The 21,966-nt window shown below is 69.9% G+C and carries 21 protein-coding genes and 1 pseudogene; 12 read left to right on the forward strand and 10 right to left on the reverse strand.

Features of this window, described 5'->3' with window-relative positions; genetic code table 11:
- Window positions 1-191: 191 nt before the first annotated feature.
- From BN1193_RS17165 to BN1193_RS17185, 4 genes are all read right to left on the reverse strand, one after another.
- Window positions 192-2,066: an aldehyde dehydrogenase family protein gene (locus tag BN1193_RS17165; RefSeq protein WP_230206542.1), complete on the reverse strand. Its 1,875-nt coding sequence runs from the start codon at window positions 2,064-2,066 to the stop codon at window positions 192-194.
- A 24-nt stretch (window positions 2,067-2,090) separates the two neighbouring features.
- On the reverse strand, window positions 2,091-3,509 hold the full coding sequence (locus tag BN1193_RS17175; protein WP_040168160.1) for an MFS transporter: 1,419 nt from the start codon (window positions 3,507-3,509) through the stop codon (window positions 2,091-2,093).
- 150 nt (window positions 3,510-3,659) lie between these two features.
- Window positions 3,660-3,923, reverse strand: coding sequence for a glutaredoxin family protein (locus BN1193_RS17180; RefSeq protein WP_040168161.1), 264 nt, complete (start codon window positions 3,921-3,923; stop codon window positions 3,660-3,662).
- Between the two features lie 63 nt (window positions 3,924-3,986).
- Window positions 3,987-5,039 (reverse strand): glycosyltransferase, encoded by a 1,053-nt coding sequence (locus BN1193_RS17185; protein WP_040168163.1) that lies wholly within the window; start codon window positions 5,037-5,039, stop codon window positions 3,987-3,989.
- Window positions 5,040-5,322: 283 nt separating this feature from the next.
- Here BN1193_RS17185 and BN1193_RS17190 point away from each other — a divergent pair, with 283 nt between their 5' ends.
- Window positions 5,323-6,444: a glycosyltransferase gene (locus tag BN1193_RS17190; protein WP_040168164.1), complete on the forward strand. Its 1,122-nt coding sequence runs from the start codon at window positions 5,323-5,325 to the stop codon at window positions 6,442-6,444.
- Between the two features lie 168 nt (window positions 6,445-6,612).
- Here BN1193_RS17190 and BN1193_RS17195 read toward each other — a convergent pair whose 3' ends face one another.
- Entirely contained in the window at window positions 6,613-7,269 is a 657-nt protein-coding gene (locus tag BN1193_RS17195; protein ID WP_040168165.1) for a GntR family transcriptional regulator, read from the reverse strand.
- Between the two features lie 85 nt (window positions 7,270-7,354).
- Here BN1193_RS17195 and BN1193_RS17200 point away from each other — a divergent pair, with 85 nt between their 5' ends.
- From BN1193_RS17200 to BN1193_RS17215, 3 genes are all read left to right on the forward strand, one after another.
- Window positions 7,355-10,156 carry an FAD-binding and (Fe-S)-binding domain-containing protein gene (locus tag BN1193_RS17200; protein WP_040168166.1) on the forward strand — a complete coding sequence of 934 codons (2,802 nt, stop codon included), beginning with the start codon at window positions 7,355-7,357 and terminating at the stop codon, window positions 10,154-10,156.
- 343 nt (window positions 10,157-10,499) lie between these two features.
- Entirely contained in the window at window positions 10,500-11,870 is a 1,371-nt protein-coding gene (locus BN1193_RS17205; RefSeq protein WP_195907891.1) for an HNH endonuclease signature motif containing protein, read from the forward strand.
- 252 nt (window positions 11,871-12,122) lie between these two features.
- Window positions 12,123-12,464, forward strand: a complete 342-nt coding sequence (locus BN1193_RS17215; protein WP_040168167.1) for a hypothetical protein — start codon at window positions 12,123-12,125, stop codon at window positions 12,462-12,464.
- Here the strand turns inward: BN1193_RS17215 and BN1193_RS17220 are convergent.
- Window positions 12,461-13,045: a dihydrofolate reductase family protein gene (locus BN1193_RS17220; protein WP_040168169.1), complete on the reverse strand. Its 585-nt coding sequence runs from the start codon at window positions 13,043-13,045 to the stop codon at window positions 12,461-12,463. The genes BN1193_RS17215 and BN1193_RS17220 overlap by 4 nt on opposite strands.
- A gap of 57 nt (window positions 13,046-13,102) precedes the next feature.
- Between BN1193_RS17220 and BN1193_RS17225 the strand changes: the two genes are divergently transcribed.
- The 5 genes and pseudogenes from BN1193_RS17225 (at window position 13,103) to BN1193_RS17240 (ending at window position 16,805) form a co-directional block, all read left to right on the forward strand.
- Entirely contained in the window at window positions 13,103-13,708 is a 606-nt protein-coding gene (locus BN1193_RS17225) for a TetR/AcrR family transcriptional regulator (protein WP_195907892.1), read from the forward strand.
- A 70-nt stretch (window positions 13,709-13,778) separates the two neighbouring features.
- Window positions 13,779-15,107 (forward strand): acyltransferase family protein, encoded by a 1,329-nt coding sequence (locus BN1193_RS17230; protein WP_052460923.1) that lies wholly within the window; start codon window positions 13,779-13,781, stop codon window positions 15,105-15,107.
- Entirely contained in the window at window positions 15,104-15,748 is a 645-nt protein-coding gene (locus BN1193_RS17235) for a hypothetical protein (protein WP_040168171.1), read from the forward strand. Before BN1193_RS17230 ends, BN1193_RS17235 begins: the two co-directional genes overlap by 4 nt.
- A gap of 136 nt (window positions 15,749-15,884) precedes the next feature.
- Window positions 15,885-15,944, forward strand: a pseudogene (locus BN1193_RS18390) (hypothetical protein); the annotation flags it as partial.
- A 144-nt stretch (window positions 15,945-16,088) separates the two neighbouring features.
- Window positions 16,089-16,805: a hypothetical protein gene (locus BN1193_RS17240; protein ID WP_040168173.1), complete on the forward strand. Its 717-nt coding sequence runs from the start codon at window positions 16,089-16,091 to the stop codon at window positions 16,803-16,805.
- Here the strand turns inward: BN1193_RS17240 and BN1193_RS17245 are convergent.
- From BN1193_RS17245 to ald, 4 genes are all read right to left on the reverse strand, one after another.
- Entirely contained in the window at window positions 16,729-17,472 is a 744-nt protein-coding gene (locus BN1193_RS17245) for a DUF6596 domain-containing protein (protein WP_040168174.1), read from the reverse strand. The two genes, BN1193_RS17240 and BN1193_RS17245, sit on opposite strands and share 77 nt — an antisense overlap.
- On the reverse strand, window positions 17,412-17,762 hold the full coding sequence (locus BN1193_RS17250) for a hypothetical protein (RefSeq protein WP_040168175.1): 351 nt from the start codon (window positions 17,760-17,762) through the stop codon (window positions 17,412-17,414). Before BN1193_RS17250 ends, BN1193_RS17245 begins: the two co-directional genes overlap by 61 nt.
- Window positions 17,759-18,136, reverse strand: a complete 378-nt coding sequence (locus tag BN1193_RS17255) for a YciI family protein (protein WP_040168177.1) — start codon at window positions 18,134-18,136, stop codon at window positions 17,759-17,761. The genes BN1193_RS17250 and BN1193_RS17255 overlap by 4 nt, the downstream gene beginning before the upstream one ends.
- Window positions 18,137-18,252: 116 nt before the next feature.
- On the reverse strand, window positions 18,253-19,329 hold the full coding sequence (gene ald, locus BN1193_RS17260) for an alanine dehydrogenase (RefSeq protein ID WP_040168179.1): 1,077 nt from the start codon (window positions 19,327-19,329) through the stop codon (window positions 18,253-18,255).
- A gap of 134 nt (window positions 19,330-19,463) precedes the next feature.
- On the opposite strand from ald, the gene BN1193_RS17265 reads away from it, so the two are divergent.
- The 3 genes from BN1193_RS17265 (at window position 19,464) to BN1193_RS17275 (ending at window position 21,898) form a co-directional block, all read left to right on the forward strand.
- The gene (locus BN1193_RS17265) at window positions 19,464-19,970 is read left to right on the forward strand and encodes an Lrp/AsnC family transcriptional regulator (protein WP_040168181.1); all 507 of its coding nucleotides are present in this window, start codon (window positions 19,464-19,466) and stop codon (window positions 19,968-19,970) included.
- A gap of 74 nt (window positions 19,971-20,044) precedes the next feature.
- Window positions 20,045-21,055, forward strand: coding sequence for a YeiH family protein (locus tag BN1193_RS17270; RefSeq protein WP_040168182.1), 1,011 nt, complete (start codon window positions 20,045-20,047; stop codon window positions 21,053-21,055).
- Between the two features lie 285 nt (window positions 21,056-21,340).
- Window positions 21,341-21,898: a phosphorylase family protein gene (locus tag BN1193_RS17275; RefSeq protein WP_040168549.1), complete on the forward strand. Its 558-nt coding sequence runs from the start codon at window positions 21,341-21,343 to the stop codon at window positions 21,896-21,898.
- Window positions 21,899-21,966 lie beyond the last annotated feature (68 nt).

Below are 21,966 nucleotides of genomic sequence, written 5' to 3' on the forward strand. Positions count from 1 at the left end.
TCGCTCTCACCGATCTCGGCGAGGGCGAGCTGCTTCGCAGGGGTCGTCAGTTGCTCGATCTGAGAGCTGGAAGACGATTCGGTGCGCAGCAGGATCGCCGCCATCGGCCCGAGTGACGGAGAGTCAGCGCCTGACCAACACTTGACACATCAAGTGTTGGTAGGACGTCGGTGTGACCGCAGCTGTTCGGATCAGGAGCGCAGGGCGGCGAGCAGGGTCTTCACGAGGCCGACCGGGTTGCCGTCGATGCGGAAACGGGTGAAGCCCTCACTGACGGTGTTCGCCGTGCGGCTGGTGACGAACCACGGCGGCTTCGGCAGGATCGTCCACGTGCCCCGGCCCACCGAACGCGGGAAGGGCCGGAACGGACCGCGCAGGACGGACCGCTCCACGTGGTCCAGCAGCAGGCCGTTGTGAACGATGCCGATGCCGCTGCCGACATCCGCGAGCGTGTGCCCGGGGAACGCGCCCCAGGACAGCGTCGGGGCGGTGAAGGAGAATCCGGTCCAACCGTTGATGGCGATGTTGCCGTAACGGAGATCCTGGATGGCCCGCTCGAAGCGGTCTCCGAGCCGCTTCTGCGTCACCGGGTCGATGAGCACGTTCGCCCCCAGCGTCCCGACGAGCTCGTCGTTGGCGTAAGCGACGGCGGTGTCCAGGAAGCCCTGACCGGTGCCGTCGAGCTGCACCACCCCGAGCACGGGGGAGAAGTACTCCGTCGTCTGCAGGTCGTGGGGGTCATCGCCGGGCTCGATCTCCACCAGCACCCGCTCGCCGAAGCGCAGCGCGTCCGGGTAGGACGTCTCGGCGGCGGCGAGTTTCGGCGCGCTGTTCGGATACCAGACCGGCCGCCGCGGAGCGGACGCGTACGCCCGCTCGAGGGCGGCGAGGAAGTCGTCGCGCTGGTCCCAGTCCTTGGAGATGACCACCACCTGACCGGCGATGCAGTTGTGTCCGCTGTTCTGCAGGCGCATCGTGACGATGTGCTCGGCCTGGTAGTCCAGGTCGGCTCGGGTCCAGGGGCCCGGCACCACGATGATCGGCGAGACCCCGCCGAGCTCGCCGGTGATGGGCTTGTCCAGCAGCGGCGCACCGGTCTGCTTGCGCTTCTCGCCCGCGGCTCCCGGTCCCCACACGATCGCGTCGAACGTGGCCGCGGACCCGGTGATGTGCACGTGCGAGAACGCGTCGCTCGCGGTGAGGTACGCCCCCACATCGCCCCCGCCGGAGATGATGCGGACGAAGCCCGGCTCGATCAACGGCAGGAGTGCACGGCGGAAGATCGGCACCAGCCGGTCCTGCGTCGGGTTGACCTTCAGCAGCACGACGCGGTTGTGCGCGAGCAGCTCATAGATCACATCCAGCACCGGAATCGAGGTGATGTTGCCGGCTCCGAGCACCAGGCCGATGCCGCCGGACTCGCCGGGGGTGAGCTGCGCGAGACCGGCGTCGCGGCGCGCCTGCTCCGCGGTGACGCCGCGCTCCAGCCAGACCTCTCCGGTGAAGCCGCTGAGCAGATTCGCGTCGACAGCGTCCGCGGGGAACACGTGCGCGGCCACCTGTCCGGACGGCGTGATCGACGTCTTCGTCTTCGCCAGCGGGGAGACGCCGTCGGCGATCGCCGCCAGAGTGCGCTCGTAGACGCCGAGGGCGGACAGCGTCGCGTAGGGGCCGCTCAACCACTCTTCGCCGCGCAGCGGACTGTCCGCCGCGAGCTGCTTGCTGTCGGCCGCGACGTTCGCCCACTCCTCGGCGGCATCGCCGACGGTGCGGCGCAAGCGGCTCAGCAGGGTGCGGCGCTGCGCCACCGACAGGGAGGACCACACGGCCGAGCCGGAACGCAGCGCGGCCAGGGCCGCGTCGATGCGTTCGCGGGTGGAGGCGTCGATCTTGGGGGTCGGCGCGCTCTTCGTCTCCGCGCTCTTCTTCGCCACGCTCTTCTTCGCTGTGGTGGTCGACTTCGACGGCGGGATCACCGGCTTCACGGCGCCGGCCCTGCGGCTCGGGGTCTTCTTCGTCGGCTCGGCCGCGCGGGACGCGGTCTCGTCGGATTCGGGTGTGCTCACGACGTCCTCCTCGGTGGAACCAGCCTACGGCGCGGGATCGATGGTCGGTTCGGTGTCGGCGTTGGCGTCCGTGTCGATCGCCGGTTCGGTGTCGGTGTCGGCCCGGGTCAACCGGTAGCGGGCCAGGGTGACCAGGCTCAGCACCGTCAGGACGGCCGGGACGATGCTGAAGGTCACCACGATGCCATCGATCGCCGCGGCGGGTTGGACGCTCTCCCCTCCCGCCGTGCTGGACACATAGCCGGTCACGGCGAGAACGAGGGTCAGTGCGGACGCGGAGAGTGCGAAACCGACCGTCTCCCCGGCGGTCCAGACGCCGCTGAACGCTCCCGCATGATTGTCGCCGTGGCGGGCCTCGTCGTGCGAGATCACGTCCGGCAGCATCGCCATCGGCAGCGCTTGCATCCCGGCGTACGCGACGCCGGCGAGTCCGACGGGGACGTAAAGCCAGGCACCGGGTGCCCAGATGGCGACCGTGATCGCGAGCGTGGCGACGACGAACAGCAGGCTGGCGAGCCGGAAGGAGCGCGTCTTGCCGAGCCGACGGCTGACGAGATTCCAGACGGGGGCGGCCAGCAGCGCGGGAGCGATGAGGGCGAGGAAGAGCAGGGTGACCGCGTCCTCGGAGCGCATCACGTACTTCGCCACGTACTGCGCCCCGGCCAGCATGAGCCCGGTGGCGAGGGCCTGCAGGACGTACGTGGACAGCAGTGCCCGGAAGGGGGAGCTGCGACGCAGCGCGTGCAGTCCGGCGGCGTAGTGGGCGCGGATGTCCAACCGATCCGCCGTCGGAGCCTCGACGGATCGTTCTCCCCGATGCGCGACGGTCGTCGCGACGAGCATGCCGACGGCGATCACGACGCCGGCGACGGCACCCATCAGCAGGTAGCCGGACACCGGGTCGCCGGTGAGCGAACGCAGTTCCGGTCCGCCGCCGCCGAACAGCAGGATCGCCGCCGTGAGGACGATGACGCGCCATGTCAGCAGGCGGGTGCGCTCGTCGTAGCGGCTCGTGAGTTCCGCCGGCAGGGCGATGTAGGGCACCTGGAAGAGGCTGAACGCGGTCGCCGTGGCGGTGAACGCGATGAGGACCCAGATGCCGCCCACCACCGGGCCGAGCGCGGGCGGCACGGCGAACGTCGCGGCGAACAGGAATGGCAGGGTGAGGGCGCCGAGCAGCATGTACCCGCGGCGAGTGCCGGTGCGCCGCAGCTGTCGGTCGGTGAGCGCGCCGATGACGGGGTCGATCACCACGTCCCACAGCTTGGCGACGGTGATGACCACGCCCGCGAACAGCGCCGCCACGCCGAGGTTGTCGGTGAGGTAGTAGGTCAGCACCAGGCCGGGGAGTGTGGCGAACCCGCCGGTGCCGAGGGATCCGGCGGCGTAGCGCGCGATGGTGCTCGGACGGAGCCTGGTCGTGGGGGGAGCGCCGTTGCTCATCGCGCCAGCATAGTGGGGCCGGGCGCGGGAACCAGCCCGTTCTCCGTGAGCGCTTCGCCCGATCTCTCATGAGCCCGCCCCCGGCGAGCGAGGGGGACGCTCACCGGGGGCGCGCCACGCTCACCGGGGGCGGGGTTCGGGGGAAACGCCTCAGATCAGGTTGAGCTCGCGCAGCTTGGCCTCGACGTCGGCGTTGCTCGGTTCGACGTGGTGGCTGGAGTCCGGGTAGACGACGACGGGGATGTTCGTGCGGCCGGAGATGTCCTTGGCGACATCGGCTGCGGCCGGCTCGGCCTCGAGGTCGACGTAGGTGTACTCCACACCCAGTTCGTCGAGCTGCTTCTTGGTGCGTCGGCAGTCGCCGCACCAGGCGGCGCCGAACATGGTGATGGTGTCGGTGGCAGGCGTGCTCATGGCCTCAGGTTACGTCCTCACGAGGGTGGTCCGGGCCGTCGCGAGGGCACATGCAGGGCGGATTCAGGCGTGCGGGAGAGCGGTTCGCAGCGCACGGACGACGTGCGGCCAGCTGGAGCGCTCGATGATGCGCGTCCGAGCGCTCTCATCACCCGGCGCGTTCCAGGCGTCATCGATGACCGCGGCGATGAGGCTCGGGGGCGCGTCGACCGGAACCATGCGCGCCCACCCACCCGCCGTCTCGCGGTGGGCGGGCAGGTCGGTCGCCACCAGGGGGGTGTCGAACCAGGTCGCTTCCAAGGCCGCGAGACCGTAGTTCTCGTCGCGCTCCAGCGCGAGAGCGACCGCCGCGTGACGGTACAGCCAGGACAGTTCCGCTCCACGCAGGCCCGCGACGATGCGGGCCGGGGCTTCGGACTCCAGCCGCCGCAGCGCCCGCAGTCGCCGCTCCTCGGACGAGACCGCGATGATCAAGGGTGTGCGGGCGCTGATGCGCGCCGACTGCCGAGCCGCGGCCGCGAGCCGGTCGTGGTCCGATCGTGCCCCCCACCGTCCGACCGCGAGAGCGAAGCCCTCCAGTCCCGTGGTGACTCCCGGCCGTTCGGGCGGCACCGCCGTCAGGGCTGTTCGCGGAGCCGTGCCGAGCGCCGTCACCGGAGCCAGCTCCCACGCGTGGCGCTCGATGCGCGCAGCCTCGCTCGCGGTGCCCGTCGCGACCACGGCTGCGAGTCGAGCGGAGGGCAGCACGGCCCGCAGGTTCAGGCGCTGCTGCCACGAGTACCAGTCCGGGTGATCCAGGAACATCGCATCATGGACGAAGGTGACCGCCCCGGAACGCGCCGGCGTGAAGCTGTCCGCGATCACCGCGTCCGCGCGCCACCGGCGCGCGATCCGGCGCAGCTCGAACGTGTTCGACAGGGCGTGCGGCCGCAGGTGCGTGCTGACGCGTTCGACGCCGACGGGGAGCTCCGGCTCCCGCGCGGATCCGCGGATCGCGACGGCGATGCGATCGTTCGGGAAGGACCGGTGCCACGCGTGCACGAGTTCGCGCTGCAGGTCGCGACTGCTGGGCGGGCCACTCGTCCACCACCAGCCGTCGAACAGGATCCGCATCATTCTCCCGGGGGTCGACCCACCCTAACCAGCCGGCGCGCCCGTGCCCGGAGGCCTCGCCGAGGACGCGTGTCACAGCGGGCGCAGAGACGCCTCGAAGCGGCGTCATCAGCTTGCCCCGATATAGTGCGGGGGCGCCGGAGTGGTCGGCGACGTGTCCGGTGGGGGGCGTGAGCAGGACGAGTCGAGGACGAACGGCGGTCATGACAGCAGTGTGCGAGACGGGTCGAGGTGTTGATCCGGTCCGACGGCCGGCGCCCATGTGTCGGCGAACGGGAGGACGAGGATGAGCGTCACGCCGTCGGCGGTGACCGTCATCGTGCCCACGTTCAACGAGTCCGGCAACGTGAACGAGCTGGTCCGACGTGTCGGGGACGCCCTGGCCGGAACGGGGTCGGAGATCCTGTTCGTGGACGACTCGCGTGACGACACGGCGGACGTCGCCCGTGCGGCCGCGCTGACCTCAGCGATCCCCGTGCGGGTGATCCACCGCGAACGCCCGGAAGGCGGCCTCGGTGGCGCTGTGCTCCTGGGGCTGCGCGAGGCCGAGAACGACCTCTGCGTCGTGATGGACGGCGACCTGCAGCATCCTCCGGAGACGATTCCGGAGCTGGTCGCGCGCCGCGACGAGGGCGGCTTCGACGTGGTCGTCGCCTCCCGCTACACCGGGGACGGTGACGCCTCCGGGCTCAGCGACCGCGCTCGCGTGTTCGTCTCCCGGCTGTCGACGCTCGTCACGAAGTCGATGTTCCCGATCCGGTTGCGCGAGGTGTCCGACCCGATGACCGGCTTCTTCCTCGTGGATCGCCGGTCCATCCAGCTGGACAGCCTGCGCCCGCGCGGATTCAAAATCCTGCTCGAGATCCTCGCCCGCCAGAACCTTCACGTCGCCGAGGTGCCCTTCTCGTTCGCGGAGCGCGGGGCGGGGGAGTCCAAGGCATCGCTGTCCCAGGGTGTGAAGTTCCTCCTGCAGCTCGGGAACCTGCGCTTCGGTCGGATGTCCGTGTTCGCCATCGTCGGCATCGTGGGCGCGATCGCGAACCTGATCATCATGGCCGGCCTGCAGGCAGTCGGCGTCGAGTACGTCTGGGCCGCCATCGTCGCCTCCGTGGTGACGATCATCGGCAACTTCCTGCTCATCGAGCAGTTCGTGTTCAAGGATCTGCGCGCCACCGCCACCACGGTGTGGACGCGGTTCGCGAAGTCCTTCTCCTTCAACGCCGTCGAGGCGGTCGTGCGCATCGCGGTGCTCTACCTCGTGGTCAGCACCTGGCACGTGCCGAGCGTTCTGGTCGCGGCGGTCACGCTCGTGCTGGCGTTCATCGTCCGCTACGTCTTCCACGCGATGGTCGTCTACGCGCCGCGCAAGGAGACCGAAGCGGCGCTCGAGGACTCCACCGGCGTCTGAGCTCGGGTCGGGGTCTTCGCCGGAGCTCGGCTCGGCGACTTCACCGGCGTCTGAGTTCGGCTCGGGGACTCCACCGGCGTCTGAGCTGCGCTCGGGGTCTTCGTCTGAGTTCGGCTCGAGGACTCCACCGGCGTCTGAGCTCGGCTCCGGGACTTCGCCGGAGCTCGTTCAGCCGCCCGCGGCGACGTGCGCGACCAGGCGGGTGCGAGCGCGGCCGAGGTGTTCCCGCAGCACGCTGACCGCGCCCTCGGCGTCCCCGGCCGCGATGCGGGACAGCAGCGCTGCGTGCTCGGCCGTGATGTCGGCGACGGAGAGCAGGTCCGCGCGCTGAGTGCGGCTCATGCACAGACGCATCTCGTCGGCGAGCAGCCCGTAGATGCGAGACGTTCGAATGCTGCCGACGGCGTCGATGAGGGACAGATGGAAGCGCATGTCCAGATCGACGACTTCGTGCGCGGGGGCGTCGGCGAGCGCGCGGATCGCATCGTTCGCGGCGTCGGCGTCCGGCACCACCGCCGCGGCGAGGGCGAGCTGTCGCACCACCTCGGACTCGATGTGCTCGCGCGTCGTGTAGACGTCGGCGATGTCGTCGGCGGTGAGTACGGTGACGCGGGCGGACTTGTGCGTCCCACGGGTGAGGAGACCGGCGGAGACCAGCGCTTCGATCGCGGCGCGCACGGTGGGACGGGCGACGCCGTAGTGCGCCGCGGTGTCCACCTCGCCCAGGGGGCGTCCGGGTTCCAGGTCTCCGGCGAGGATGCGCGTGCGGAGATCGGCGGTGACGGCGTCCACCACGGTGACGACGCCGAGGGTCGGTGCGCTCACGACGCTCCCTTCATCGGCTCGACTGTAGCAACGCTCGCCGGTACTGCATACTTGTCAGACAATTCATCGTCGTCCCCGGAGAGTCATGTCCGCCGTCCCCGCTGTTCTGCCCACCGCCGTCCGAGAGGCGGTGCCGGACGCCGAACGCATCCGCACCCGGGCGATCGACCGCCATGCCTACGCCAGCGACGCCTCGCACTACCTGCACGTGCCGGACGCCGTGGTCATCGCGGCCGACGCCGCAGAGGTCGCCGCGATCATGCGCGCGTCGGCCGGGGCCACGCACGTGACCTTCCGCTCGGGCGGCACGAGCCTGTCCGGTCAGGCGTCCGGTGACGGCATCCTCGTCGACGTCCGCCGCGGTTTCCGCCGCATCGACGTGCTCGATGGCGGCAAGCGGGTGCGCGTGCAGCCCGGTGCGACGATGCGCGCCGTCAACGCCCGCCTCGCCCGGTACGGGCACCGTCTGGGTCCGGACCCGGCCAGTGAGGCGGCGTGCACCATCGGCGGTGTCGTGGCGAATAACTCCAGCGGGATGGCGTGCGGCACGGCGGAGAACTCGTATCGGACGATCGAGTCGCTGGTCCTGGTGCTGCCCAGCGGCACGACCGTCGACACCGGTACGCCGGATGCGGACGCGCTGCTGCGGGCGCGCGAGCCGGCGCTCGTCGCGGGACTGGAGCGACTGCGCGATCGGGTCCGCGCGAACCCCGCGTCGGTCGCGATCATCGAGCGACAGTTCGCGCTGAAGAACACGATGGGCTACGGAATCAACGCGTTCCTGGACTTCGACCGGCCCGCCGACCTGCTCGCGCACCTGGTGATCGGTTCGGAGGGGACGCTCGCGTTCGTCGCCGAGGCGACGTTCCGCACGGTTCCGCTGCATCCGCTGATCGCCACGACGCTCGCCGTCTTCCCGACGCTGGATGACGCGACGCGCTCGCTGCCGGACCTCGTCGGCACCGGCGCGGCGACGCTCGAGCTGATGGACGCCACCTCGCTTCGCGTCGGTCAGGAGCTGCCCGGTGTCCCGGACGCGATCCTCGGATTCGAGGTCACCGACCAGGCGGCGCTGCTGGTCGAATACCACGCCGACGGCACCGATCAGCTGGCCGCCGGCGTTGCCGCGGGCGAGGCTGTGCTCGGGGGATTCGACCTGCGCGAACGCGCGCGGTTCCGGTCCGATGCCGCCGGTCGCGCGGCGGCGTGGAAGTTCCGCAAGGGCCTTTACGCGTCGGTGGCCGGCGCACGTCCGTCCGGGACGACCGCGCTGCTGGAGGACGTCGTGGTCCCGGTCCAGCGCCTCGCTGCGACGTGCGCGTCGCTGCAGGAGCTGTTCGCGTCGTACGACTACCGCGACAGCGTGATCTTCGGTCACGCCAAGGACGGCAACATCCATTTCATGCTCACGGACCGGTTCGGTGACACGGAGGCGGAGCGACGGTACCTCGGGTTCACCGAGGAGATGGTGCAACTGGTGCTGGACGCGGAGGGCAACCTCAAGGCCGAGCACGGCACGGGACGGGTGATGGCCCCGTACGTGCGGCGGCAGTACGGTGACGAGCTGTACGACGTCATGGTCCAGCTGAAGCGGTTGTGCGACCCGCGCGGCGTGCTGAACCCCGGCGTCATCATCACCGAGGACGCCGTGCACCTGCACGACATCAAGCCGGCGCCGTCGATCGAGGCTGAGGTCGACCGCTGCGTCGAGTGCGGGTACTGCGAGCCCGTGTGCCCGTCGAAGGATCTCACGCTCACGCCGCGGCAGCGCATCGTGGTGCGGCGAGCGATGGCGGTCGCGGAGGAGGCGGGGGATACGGCGCTGGTCGCCGAGCTGGAGCGGGAATACGACTACGACGGCGTCCAGACCTGCGCCGTGGACGGCATGTGTCAGACGACCTGTCCGGTGCTGATCAACACCGGGGCTCTGGTCAAGCGGCTGCGGCGCCAGGATGCGAACCCCGTGCTGGCCGCGGGATGGAAGGCGGCTGCACAGGGATGGGGGCCGGTCAGCTCGCTCGCCTCCGCGGCGCTGTCGGTCGCGAATGCGGTCCCGGCGCCGCTGGTGACCCGTGTGACCGACCTCGCCCGCACCGTGATCAGCGACGACGTGATGCCGCGGTACACCGGGGATCTGCCGCGAGGTGGCGGGTCTCGGCGTCGGCATCGCGGCGTGCGCGGCTCCGGTGAGGTGCGGGGTGTGTATCTGCCGGCGTGCGTGAATGAGATGTTCGGCGCGGAGGACGGCGGGTCGGGTGCGACCGACGCGTTCCTCCAGCTCCTGGACCGCGCGGGTGTCGCGGTCGTCGTGCCGGACGGCATCGGCGCGCTGTGCTGCGGAACGCCGTGGTCGTCGAAGGGGTACGCGGGTGGCCTGGATGTGATGAGCGCTCGTGTGCTCGCGACCGTACGGGAAGCGTCACACGACGGCGAGCTGCCGATCATCTCGGACGCGTCCAGCTGCACGGAGGGGTTCCATCGGATGCTGGACGGCGCGGGGTTCCGGATCGAGGACGCCACGACGTTCATCGCACGGGAAGCGCTGCCGCGCCTGTCCGTCCGGGAACGGATCGACTCGCTGACCCTGCACCCGACCTGCTCCTCGGTCCAGCTCGGCATCGACGCGGACGTGCAGGCGATCGCGGCTGCGGTGGCCGAGACGGTCAACGTGCCGGTGTCGTGGAACTGCTGCGGCTTCGCCGGAGACCGCGGCATGCTGCACCCGGAGCTGACCGCGTCCGCGACCGCCGCGGAGGCGGCGGAGGTGCGGGCTCTCGATGCCACCGAGCACGCGTCCTGCAACCGCACGTGCGAGCTCGGCCTGGCCCGCGCCACGGGCAAGCCCTACCGTCACATCCTGGAGCTGCTCGCCACCGCCACGGCGTGATGCGCTCGGCTGCCGATCGGCCGTCTTCAGTTTTGATCGTACATTCATTCGGTTTCTGGGCAGGGCTCTTCGGGTCGCGTTCCAGGGGTGGTCCCGTTCAGAACGCTGGAGATGCGCGGATTCCGTGGATGGTTCGGCGTTCCTGCGGGCGGCGTTTCGGCGCGATTCTGCGCGGACGCGTTAGCCGGGTGAGCGGTGCCGACATGGGTGGTCGTGCGGCGAGCGGGGTGCGGTCGCGGTCTGCGGCCCCGGGTTGGATCGACCGCACCCGGCCGGTATGGACGACGACTGTCTCCGTACTGAGTTTCGTAGTTATGTTCCCATTTCGTGGGAGAATGTGGGTATGGCATTCGATGGCGAAGCACCCGAGGAACCCGACCGGCCGGACCGGCCGGTGCCGGTGGGGTTTGATGCGCGGCGGCGGGCTCTGGTTGACGCGGCGGTCGCTCTGGCGGCTCAGCTGGCGGGGGTTCAGGCGCGGCAGGCGAGTGTGCTGTCGGCGGTGTTCGAGCTCGCGGAGGAGATGACCGCCGGGTCCCCGACCCGGGTGCGGGACCGTGACCTGGCGATCCGTGACCTGTCGGCGGAGGTCGGGGCGGCCCTACGCGTCAGCGACCGGACCGTGCAGGCCCGGATCTCGGATGCCTGGGAGCTGGTGAACCGGTTCCCGGCCGCTCATGCAGCGCTTGCGGGTGGGCGGATCAGTTGGGCGCATGTGCGGACGATTATGGATGCCGGGTGTGCGATCAGTGATGACACCGCCCGGGGACAGTTCGAAGCGTCCTCGGTGACGATCGCGGAACACGAGTCGGCGGGACGGTTGCGGCATCGCATCGTGATGGATGCCGAAGCGGCCCGCACCGACAGCATCGACGAACGTCACCGGGCCGCCCGCGCCGCCCGGTGCGTGGAGGTGAGGGACGGGGCGGACGGGATGAGCGACCTGTACGCCCACCTGCCCACCGTGCAGGCCCACGGCATCGCCGACCGCCTGCACCGGTACGCCCGCCGCATCAAGAACCACCCCAACCCCGACACAGACGGCGACGCAGGTGGGGATGTGGTGTGGGAAGAGCGGACGTTGGCGCAGATCCAAGCCGACGTGTTCGCCGACCTCCTGCTCACCACCGACCCCACCACCGCCGGTGACGGCCTGGCCACCATCCGCGCACACGTCCAAGTGAACATCCCCGCCACCATCCTCACCGGCACCAGCACTGGCACCGGGGCCGAGGGCGGGGGTTCTCCTCCCACCGGTGGTCTTCCTGGTGTGGCGGAATTGATCGGGCACGGTCCGATCGACACCGAAACAGCCCGCGCTCTGGCGGGGAATGCTCCCGGATGGGACCGGTTGTTCGTGAACCCGACGACGGGGCATGTGTTGGAGATCGACCGGTATCAGCCCTCCGCCGACCAACGTCGGATTCTGCGGGTGCGGGATGAGCACTGCCGGTTCCCCGGATGCCGGTACCCCGCCACCCGCTCGGATGCTGACCACACCATCGACGCCGCCCACGGTGGCCCGACCGCGATCAGCAACCTCGGCCACTTCTGCCGGAGACACCACACGCTCAAGCACCATACGAGGTGGAAGGCCGACAACCTCCCCGGCGGACTGATCCGCTGGACCAGCCCCCTCGGGGTCACCTACACCGACAAACCACCCCGCACCGTCGTCTTCACCACACCCGACGACACCCCACCACCTTTCTGAACCACCGCGGAGGGTCTCGTGAGCAGATTGCGATGGTGTTGACGGTCGAGCTCATCTCCTGGGGCGCGGCAGGAGGGATGGCTTTGGCCTCCGTGGTGATGGTGCTCACGCCAGGCCAGGGCATGATCTACCTGCTCTCCCGGAGTATCACCCAAAGGCGGACGGCGGGGCTGATCTCCCTCGCCGGCACCGGTATCGGCGTGTTCGAGGCCCGCGATCTCGCCCTGGACTCCAGACGGCTAGCCTGTCCGGATGGAGTCGGGAGAGAACGAGGCCAGACCTCGGGTCGTGTGCCTGTGCGGCTCGCTGCGCTTCGCGTCGCTGTTCGAGCTCGAGCGCCGACGTCTCACCGCGGCGGGTGTGATCGTGCTGGCTCCCGAATCGATCGACGCTGACCTGACACCTCGCCGGCGAGCCGCACTCGCTGAACTGCACCTGCGACGCATCGACCTCGCGGACGAGGTGCGGGTCGTGAGCGACGGCGGATACGTGGGTGAGGCGACGCGACGGGAGATCGCCTACGCCTGGCGCTGGGGGAAGACCGTCACTGCGACGGACCCCGCCCTGGCACTCGGAGCGGAGCCGGGCGCCTAACGGGCAACCGCATACTCCGCGAGCAGCACGCCGGACGTACTGACCTCGGAACGCTCGAGAGTGAGCGTCGCGAGGTCCCCCGGCTCGAACAGCCGCATCCCGGTGCCGAGGATGAGGGGATGGATCTGCAGGACGTAGCCGTCGATGAGCCTGGCGCCACGCAATGCCTGGACCAGTTCGCCGCTGCCGAGCACCGTGAGTGAGCCCTCGATGGAGGACACCAGCTCCGCGACGGTCTGCGCCGCCTCACCCGCGAGGAGGGTGGAGTTCGGATACGCGAGGACCGTGTCCGCGCTTCGCGAGACGACGTACTTCTGGGCGTTCGTGAACACGTCTCGGAACGGATTCGGCTCGTCGCCGGCCGTCCAGTGATGCAGCAGGTCTTCGTACGTGCGTCGGCCCAACAGCATCCCGGTCGAGCGTTGCATCGCCGGACCCATGAAGCGTCCGATGGACTCGTCGGCGTACGGCGCCGCCCAGCCGCCGAGCGAGAATCCTCCGCGAGTGTCCTCGTCGGCCCGTCCGGGTGACTGCATGACCCCGTCCAGGGTGACGCCCTCGGTCACGATGATCTTCGCCATGTCCTCCTCCTTTTCATACTGCTCAGTCTTGTTTCTCCGGACTTTAGACTCATGAGTATGGATTCTCAACAAGGGGACCTCCGGCCCAGCTCGGTTCTCAAGCGCGACGCCATGCTGAGCGCGGCGCGGGACCGCTTCCTGACGGCCGGGTTCGATCGCACCTCGATGGACGAGGTCGCGGCCGCAGCGGGAGTCGCGAAGCAGACGGTCTACTCGCGGTTCGGCAGCAAGGAGAACCTGTTCCTGGCTGTCGTGCAGGCAGCGACCAGCACCGCGTTCGCCGCCGCCGACGTCGTCCCCGGGAGTGAGGAGTCCCTCGACGACTGGCTCTCCGCATCCGCGGCGCGGCTGGCGGAAGCCGTCGTGAACCCGGACCTCCTCCGGCTCCGACGCCTCGTCATCGCCGAAGCCGAGCGGTTCCCGGCCCTCGCTGAGGCCTTCTGGGCCGGCGGGGCCGAGCGCACGGTGCGCGCTCTCAGCGTCCGAATCGCCGCGTTCCAGGAGTCCGGCGCTCTGCGTGCGGGGGACCCCCTGGTCATGGCTGAGCACCTCAACTGGCTCGTCCTCGGGCGGGCATTGAACGAGGCGATGTTCCGGGATGTGGCCACGCCGAACCCGGACCTCGCGGTCGCCGCGTTCCACCGCGCCTACGCGACCCCCTGAACCGTGCGGCGCAAGCGGGGTCTGGGGATGGCGGTGCGGGGGCGTGGCGCCGGGGCGGTAGCGTGACGGGATGACGCAGGGGGAGAGCGCAGTCGGAGCCGCACCGCGGGTGCCCGCCGAGCGCGACCTGACCCTCGACCTCACCCGGGTCTCGTGCGTCGTCCTGGTCGTGCTCGTGCACGTGCTCTTCACCGGCGTCGGCCGCGCCCCGGACGGGGCCCTCGTCATCGAGCGCACGGTGGAGGCGACCGCATGGTTCGGTCCTCTGAGCTGGGTGCTGAACATCATGCCGCTGTTCTTCGTGGTCGGCGGGTTCGCCGCCCGCGTGGGCTGGACGTCCGCGCAACGCCGCGGTGCGACGGCGGCGGACTTCGTCCGGGTCCGGTTGCAGCGCCTGGCTCGGCCCGCGCTGCCGCTGTTCCTCTTCTTCGCCCTCATCCTGGGCGTTGCTCGACTCCTCCCGCTGGATGCGGGCATGCGCGCCATGGTCGACACGATCGCAATCGGGGTCGGCTCGCCGCTGTGGTTCCTCGCGGCGTACATGCTGACCCAGGCCCTCGCGCCCCTGATGATCCGCTTCCACGAGCGCAACGCGTGGGCACCGATCGTCGTCCTGGCCGTGCTCGCGCTGGTGGTGGACCTGTTCGTGCAGCGGATCGTCACCGAGTCCTGGGGCATGCCCCGCATCGACCTGACCACCTGGGACATCGGCTCGGACCTGTTCGGCCTTCCCAACGTCGTCTTCGTCTGGTTGCTCGCTCAGCAGATCGGATTCGTGATGGCGGACGGCTGGTTCGCGCGCCGTCGCCGGTGGCAGCTGGTCGGCATCATCCTCGTCGGCTACGCGCTGATCTGGGCGCTCGTCGCGCTCGTGCCGTACGCGACCGGAATGCTCCGCAATCAGTGGCCGCCGACGCTCCTGATGGCGATCCTCGCGGTGATCCAGGCGGCCGGACTCACCCTGCTGAAACCCGCGCTGGCCGCGCTCATGCGGACGCGTGTCGCTCAGGGATTCGTGTTCCTGGTCGGGTCCCGTCTGATGACCACCTACCTCTGGCACCTCCCGATGATCATGGTGCTGACCGGGCTGGAACTGCTGCTGCCGTTCCCGATGCCGTTCCCGGGCAGCGCGCTGTGGTGGTGGACACGGCCGCTGTTCCTCCTCGTGGTGCTCGCGTCCGTCTGGGTGTTGTCGCTCTGGCTGGTTCGGTACGAGAGGGTGCCGACCGGTGCCCCGCGTCTGCCCGGCCCCGCGCCGGTGATCATCGCGGTCGTCCTGTTCGTGCTCGCGCCCCTCGGCATCACCGCCTACGGCCTGGATGCCGGATGGGCCCTGCTCGGAGCGATCGCCACGGCAGCCGCGCTGTGGCTGACCCGTCCCGTGAAGGAGGCACCGTGAAACGTGGCGAGGCTCCCGAGCCGGGCGACGTCCGCTGGACGAGCGATGACGCCCGCTATCGCGTCTTCTGGCAGACGGCGCCGGACGAACCGGTGCAGTCCATGGACATTGTCGGCGTTGATGCGGCCGAGGCGATCTCGGATGCACGGGATGTGTTCGGTCGCACCGGGCCGCTGTCCCTCGCGCTGGTGGTCGACCCGCCCGGTGGCGAACGGGGTCTGGTCTGGTTGCTGGGCACTGATCTCGCCGTCTCCGCCCCCACGCGCCGGCAGGCGGAAGCGCAGTTCCGGCAGCGGCAGGACTACCTCAGCGCGAGATCGCACACGCTCGGGCCCGGGGAGGAGCTCCGGTTGCCGGACGGGCGACGACTGCTGCGATTCTTCCCGGATCACGGCGGCCTGCCGGTTTGGGAGAGCTTCACGGAGAACTACCCCTTCACCCGCGCGGGCCTGATCGCTCTGGGGGTACCCGAGGCCATGGTCGCGGATCTCGCGGCATGGGACGACGCCAACCGATCCTTCGAGGACGATTGGGTGGACGGCGCGGACGGGCGCGCCTGGATCGCCGCCCGGATTCCGCTCATCCGGGCCCTGCGTTCGGTCCTGCCACCGGACGTCATCCTCTACGCGGGCGGCGACTGAGGCGCACCCGGTCGGGCCGAGCAAAGTCCCTCCTGGGCCCCTGCCCGCCACGGCCCCCGCACGATGAATCACTCGTCCGACCCGCGAGGCGGGGTAGGCTCTCCCCGCCAGATGCGGCACGACGATGGGGGATCGCATGAGCATTCCGGCAGGATGGTACGACGACGGTTCCGGGCGGCAGCGCTGGTGGGACGGTCAGCGGTGGACGGGCCAGTTCGCTGACGCGGGCGGTACGCCCGTGCAGCCATACGCTGTGACACAGCCACAGCCACAGCCACAGCCACAGTACGGGGCATCCGCGCAGGCACAGCACGAGGTTCAGCCGCAACGCGGGACGCCGATGCCGCAGGGGCCGCAGCCGGGCACGCCCGCGCAGCCGCTGTACGGCGCGCCGGCCCAGCTGCCGGGATCAACGGCGACGACGCCGACGACTCCGGCGCGAACGTCGGTGCTCGGGATCATCGGGATGGCGCTGGCGGTGCTCGGCACCATCCTGGCGTGCATTCCGACGGTGGTGACGGGGGTGATCGCACTCGCGCTGCTGTTCGTCGCGTTCGTGGTGTCCGTGATCGCGCTGTTCGCGAAGAACACCAAGAAGTGGCCCGCCATCGTCGGTGTGGTCCTGGCGCCGGTGGGCGGCGCCCTCGGCGCGGTCGTGCTGTTCTTCGTCCTCTGGGCGAACTCTCTCCCGCCCTCCCCGAGTGCGGCGGAGGCGCCCGTGCCGGCACCCACCACCACGCTCGAGGAATCGCAGACCTCCGATACGCCGGGTGCGGACGGAGGCACCCGACCGCTTCCGGAGGAGATCGGCCTCGGCTACCAGGAGTTGCTCCACGAGGGCGACATCTATGAGTACGACTCCATTGCGGGATACTTCACCTGCATGGGGCAGGAGTTCTATGACTCCCCACTCAGCGACGAGAGCGTTCAGCTCCTCGCCGACGGCCAGGACCTCGACGGGTCGGAACGCGACTTGGCCATCAGCGTCGGGGTGCCCGCCGGTCTGAAGTGCGACCCGGATGCACTCGGGCTTTCCGGAGAGTCCCCCGGGAACTGAGAAGGGCGCGGATCGCGGGATCCCACCCGTCGGCGTCGGCGGTGTCCACGAGCGCGCGGTAACGGGCAGCGGCGGCGTCGCGGTCGCCTGCTCGCCAGGCCAGGTCGGCCAACGCGAGAGCGGCGTCGCGCCGGACGTACGCCGGCTCGCCGGTGGCGAATCGGCCGAGCCGTGCGATCGCGTCCACGTCACCCGCCAGCGCATCGGCGATCGTCGCGGCGAGGTCCCGGGCGGGCGACGGATCCAGCCGCCGCAGCGCCCGATGAGCGGTGCGGATCGCCGTCCAGTCCGGGCGCGCCGGATCCGGTGCGGTGGCGTACAGCACCGCGATCGCGGCCTCGATCGCCGCCGGACTGGTCGGGTCGGCGCAGCGCGCGGCGGTGGCGTCGGCGATGCCGTCCGCGAGCAGCCGTCGGTCCACCCGCGCAGGGTCGATCTCGTCGAAGGGCACCGCAACGCCGTGGACGACCCGAGCCGGCCGCCGCGCGAGTGCGATGCGGATCACCGCGCGCAACCCGAGTGCGGCGGCGTCAGCACGCTCCGCCACGACGCCGTCAGCCAGGGTGAGAGCGGCCAGACCCAGGTCCTCGGCAGCGTCCGACGGTGTCAGAGCACCACGCGCAGCGCGAGGGTGAGCTGCGACGTCGCGCTGAGCGCCGGATCGCACACCACCATCAGCAGGTCGAGGCGGTCATCGCGCCCCGAATGCGTCGGCGCCTCGGGGATCTCGGCGATCAGCTCCTCGCCCCGGACCTTCCGGCGGAGCCCGTCGATCCACAGACGCAGCCCCACGCTCACGCACCACGCGGTGAGGTTCTCGATGTCGTCGGGTGAGGCCGCGGCCCGCGCGAAAGCCTCAGCCGCGGCCTCCTCTGCACCGTCCAGATCGTTCGTTCGTGCGGCGAGAATGCGGACGACGGAGGGCCAGGACGAGCGGAACTGCTCGGGTCGGATCATCCGGTCGGGAAGATCTCGCGCCACTCGCATCGGCTCGTCGGCGCGGCAAGCGCGATCAGTCGCGCCTGTTCCGCGTCGCAGCGCACGATGTAGAAGCCGCCGATGACCTCGGTCGCCTCCATCGCCGCCCCCTCCGTCCACACGGCGTCCTCGGAACGGCGACCCTCCGGACCCCGCCGGACCGACCCGCCATGGGCCAGGGAGTGCAGGGCTTCCCCGCCGAGGATCTCGGCGCCGAGACCCGCGACGTAGGCGGCGAACTCCCCGTGCACCGCCATCTCGTCGGCGAGGTCCTCGGCGTCCTCTCCGGCCGCGGCGGCATCACTGTCCCAGTCGCCGCCGTAGAGCAGGAAGAGGTACTGGCTGTCGGTCATGACGAGCTCCTTTCACGCGTCGTGTCCGGAAGACGAACGCGTGCGCGGGAAATCGACATCGACCCCCACACCCGATCTCATCAAGACCGAGGCGTGGGGGTCAAGAGCGCCGAGACTCAGGCGGTGAAGGCCGCCGCGACACCGTCGTTCGTGATCGCGCCGCTCTGCACGTTCAGGCCCTTCGCCAGGGCCGGATCGGCGGCGAGCGCCGACTCCCATCCCTTGTCCGCGAGAGCGGTGAGGTAGGGGAGGGTGGCGTTGGTCAGCGCGCGGGTGGAGGTCTCCGGAACCGCGCCGGGCATGTTGGCCACGCAGTAGTAGACCGTGTCGTGCACGGCGAACGTCGGGTCGTCGTGGGTCGTGGCGTGGGACCCTTCGAAGCACCCGCCCTGATCGATCGCGATGTCCACCAGGACCGCGCCCTTCTTCATCCGCGACACCATGTCGTCGGTGACGAGCTTGGGCGCGGAGGCACCCGGGATCAGCACGGACCCGATGACGAGATCGGCGTCCAGGACGGCCTCGGAGATCTCCCAGCGGTTCGAGACGCGCGTCTCAATGCCGACGTAGCGGCGCTCCAGGTCGCGCAGGCGCGGCAGGGAGATGTCGATGACGGTGACGTCGGCGCCCATTCCGAGCGCGTTCGCCGCCGCGTGCTCGCCGGCCACGCCGCCACCGATCACGACGACCTTCGCGTTGCGCGTGCCTGCGATGCCGCCCATCAGCACGCCGCGACCGCCGGACGCGCGCATCAGCGTGTGCGCACCGACCACGATGGACAGGCGGCCGGCGACCTCGCTCATCGGCGTGAGCAGCGGCAACGAGCGGTCCGCGAGCTGCACGGTCTCGTACGCGATCGCCGTGGTGCCGGCGTCGATCAGGGCGGCCGTCAACGGCTTGTCGGCCGCGAGGTGCAGGTAGGCGAACAGCGTCTGATCCCGAAGGAACCCATACTCGCTCGCGATCGGTTCCTTCACCTTCACGACGAGGTCGGTGTCCCAGACGTCTGCGGCGGAGGGTGCGATCGTCGCTCCGGCGAGCGTGAACTCCTCGTCCGTGATTCGCGATCCCGTCCCGGCGCCGGACTGCACGAGCACCTCGTGACCGCGCTGGACCAGCGCATCCACTCCCGCGGGCGTGATCGCCACGCGGTTCTCGTTGTTCTTGATCTCGGTGGGGACTCCGACCTTCACGGCGCTGGCTCCTTCGTCATCGCTTCGTCCGTATGCGGACCTGTCGCACGAGAATCGCAGAACCTTCGCGTGAAGTGAAGATGTGCTGAAGAAGATTCGGCAAGGTGCGTCGTTCGCGGCCTACACTGCGTGATATGGATGCCAAGATCACCGATTCGCCGAATCCTGTTCGAGCCGTCGGGCTTGATGATCTCGATCAGCGGATCGTGGAGCTGCTGAGTCGCGACGGCCGCATGACCAACGCGGAACTCGCCGCGGCCGTGGGAGTCGCTCCGTCGACCGCCCACACGCGCACGCGGTCGCTCCTCGATCGTGGCGTGATCGCCGGTTTCCACGCGAGCCTTGATCAGCAGGCACTGGGCCGGGGCCTCCAGGCCGTGATCGGGGTCACGTTGCGCGGCGGATCGCGCCACGATTCGATCACCGCCTTCGCGGAGACCATCCGGGCGCTCCCACAGGTGATCCAGGTGTTCTTCGTCGGCGGGACGGACGACTTCCTCGTTCACATCGCCGTCGCCACGACCGCGGACGTTCGCGACTTCGTCGTCAACCACATCTCCGCCCAGGCGAGCGTGGCGACCACGCGCACGAGCATCATCTTCGACTACCACCGCAACGCGGTCGCCGCGTCCTTCGGCTGATTCGCTCAGACTCGCCCAGCCCACGCGCGTCGGCACGGGATCCGATCCGGGTCGGCGTGGTCCAGAGTGGGGGAATGAGCTTCTCCGTCGCCGGCTTCGTGCGAACCACCCTGCCCGGGCTCGCGCTCGCGGTCGCCATCGCAGCGGTCGCGACCGTGATCGGACATCTCGTGCCGGTGATCGGCGCGGCGGTGCCGGCGATCGTGATCGGCGTCGTGATCGCTCTCGTCCGGCGCCCGGGCGCGGTGCTCGCCCCCGGCCTGAAGTTCGCCAGCAAGCTCGTCCTGCAGAGCGCGGTCGTGCTGCTGGGCACGCAACTCTCCCTCGCCGAGGTCGCCTCGGTCGGCGTGCAGTCGTTTCCGGTGATGATCTCCACGCTGCTGGTGTGCCTGGTCGCCGCGTGGTTCCTCGGGCGGGCGTTGCGCATCGACGCGGAACTGACGACCCTGATCGGCGTCGGCACCGCGATCTGCGGCGCGTCGGCGATCGCCGCCGTCTCGCCGGTGATCCGCGCCCGCAACGAGTCGATCGCCTACGCGGTCTCGACGATCTTCCTGTTCAATGTGCTCGCGGTGCTCCTGTTCCCGCCGCTCGGTCACGCGCTCGGCTTCTCGCAGCACGAGTTCGGTCTGTTCGCCGGCACGGCGGTGAACGACACCTCGTCCGTCGTGGCGACGGCGGGGATCTACGGTGCCGCTGCGCTCAGTTTCGCCGTCGTGGTCAAGCTCGTCCGGACGCTCATGATCATCCCGATCAGCATCGGCCTCGCGCTGCGGACCGCCCGTCGCGACGGTTCCGGCGGTCCGCTCACGTTGCGCGGCGTCGTCGGACTCGTGCCGTGGTTCCTGATCGGGTTCCTCGTCGCGTCGCTGATCCGCTCTCTCGGGTGGATTCCGGACGCCGCGCTCGCCCCGATCAGCGTCGTGTCGATGTTCTTCATCGCCACCGCCATGGCGGCGATCGGTCTGTCCACCGATCTCGCCGGCTTCCGCCGCGCGGGAGTGCGCCCGCTCCTGCTCGGCGGCATCCTCTGGCTCGTGGTCACCGCCACCGCCATCACCGCCATCCTGCTGACGCGGGCATGAGATGGTCGGGCTGGTGGTCACCGCCACGGCCACCCCGGCCACCTTCCTGACGCGCGGGTGAGAGGGTCGGGGCAAAGCGAAGGCCGGCTCGTACACGGTGTGTACGGCCGGCCATTCGTCGCATCCCCCTGGGAATAGTGCCTCCGGATTCCCCCTCGGACCTTCGGCGTCCCCTGCGACTTACCTCAGCCTACGGACGCCGTCCCCTCCGGTCTGTAGGACTTTTGGGGGACACTCTCGCGGCGACGATTCGTCGTGTCCGACCCCGGATGGGACGATGGTCGCATGAAGCTGCTCGTCGCCGCCGTCCCGGTCGAACTCGTCGCCTTCCCGGAGGAGATCCCGGGATTCGATCGGGTGGTGACCGGACCGGGAAAGCTCAAGGCCACGTACGCGCTCACCCGTGCGCTGGAGCGCGGACAGTACGACGAGATCGTCGTCGTCGGCACGTCCGGCACCGTTGACCCCGGTCTGCACGGCGGCGTTCACGAGATCGCCGCGGCCGTGCAGCACGACGTCTGGGACGGTGAGCACGTGGTCGGTCAGCACGTCACTCTCCCGGCCCGCGTCGAGACGGGGCGCGAGGGAATCGTCGTGGCGACGGGAGATCACTTCGTGGACACCGCGGCCGGCGTTGACACCGTGCGCTCGCTCGGCGGCTCGCTGATCGACATGGAGACGTACGCCTACATCTGGGTGGCGCAGCAGTACGACGTGCCGATCCGCGTGGTGCGATGCGTGTCCGACGATGCGGACGAGGGCGCATTCGCCTCCTGGGATGAGGCAGCCGCGGCGTGTTCTGCCGTGCTGTGGGATTGGTTCCGCGCCGAGTTCGCAATCTGACCACACGGCTCTCGTGGGCTACGGCTGGTGCTCATGCATGGCAATCTGACCACACGGCTCTCGTGAGC

It is taken from the genome of Microbacterium gorillae, from assembly GCF_000826185.2.
GTDB classification, from domain to species: domain Bacteria; phylum Actinomycetota; class Actinomycetes; order Actinomycetales; family Microbacteriaceae; genus Microbacterium; species Microbacterium gorillae.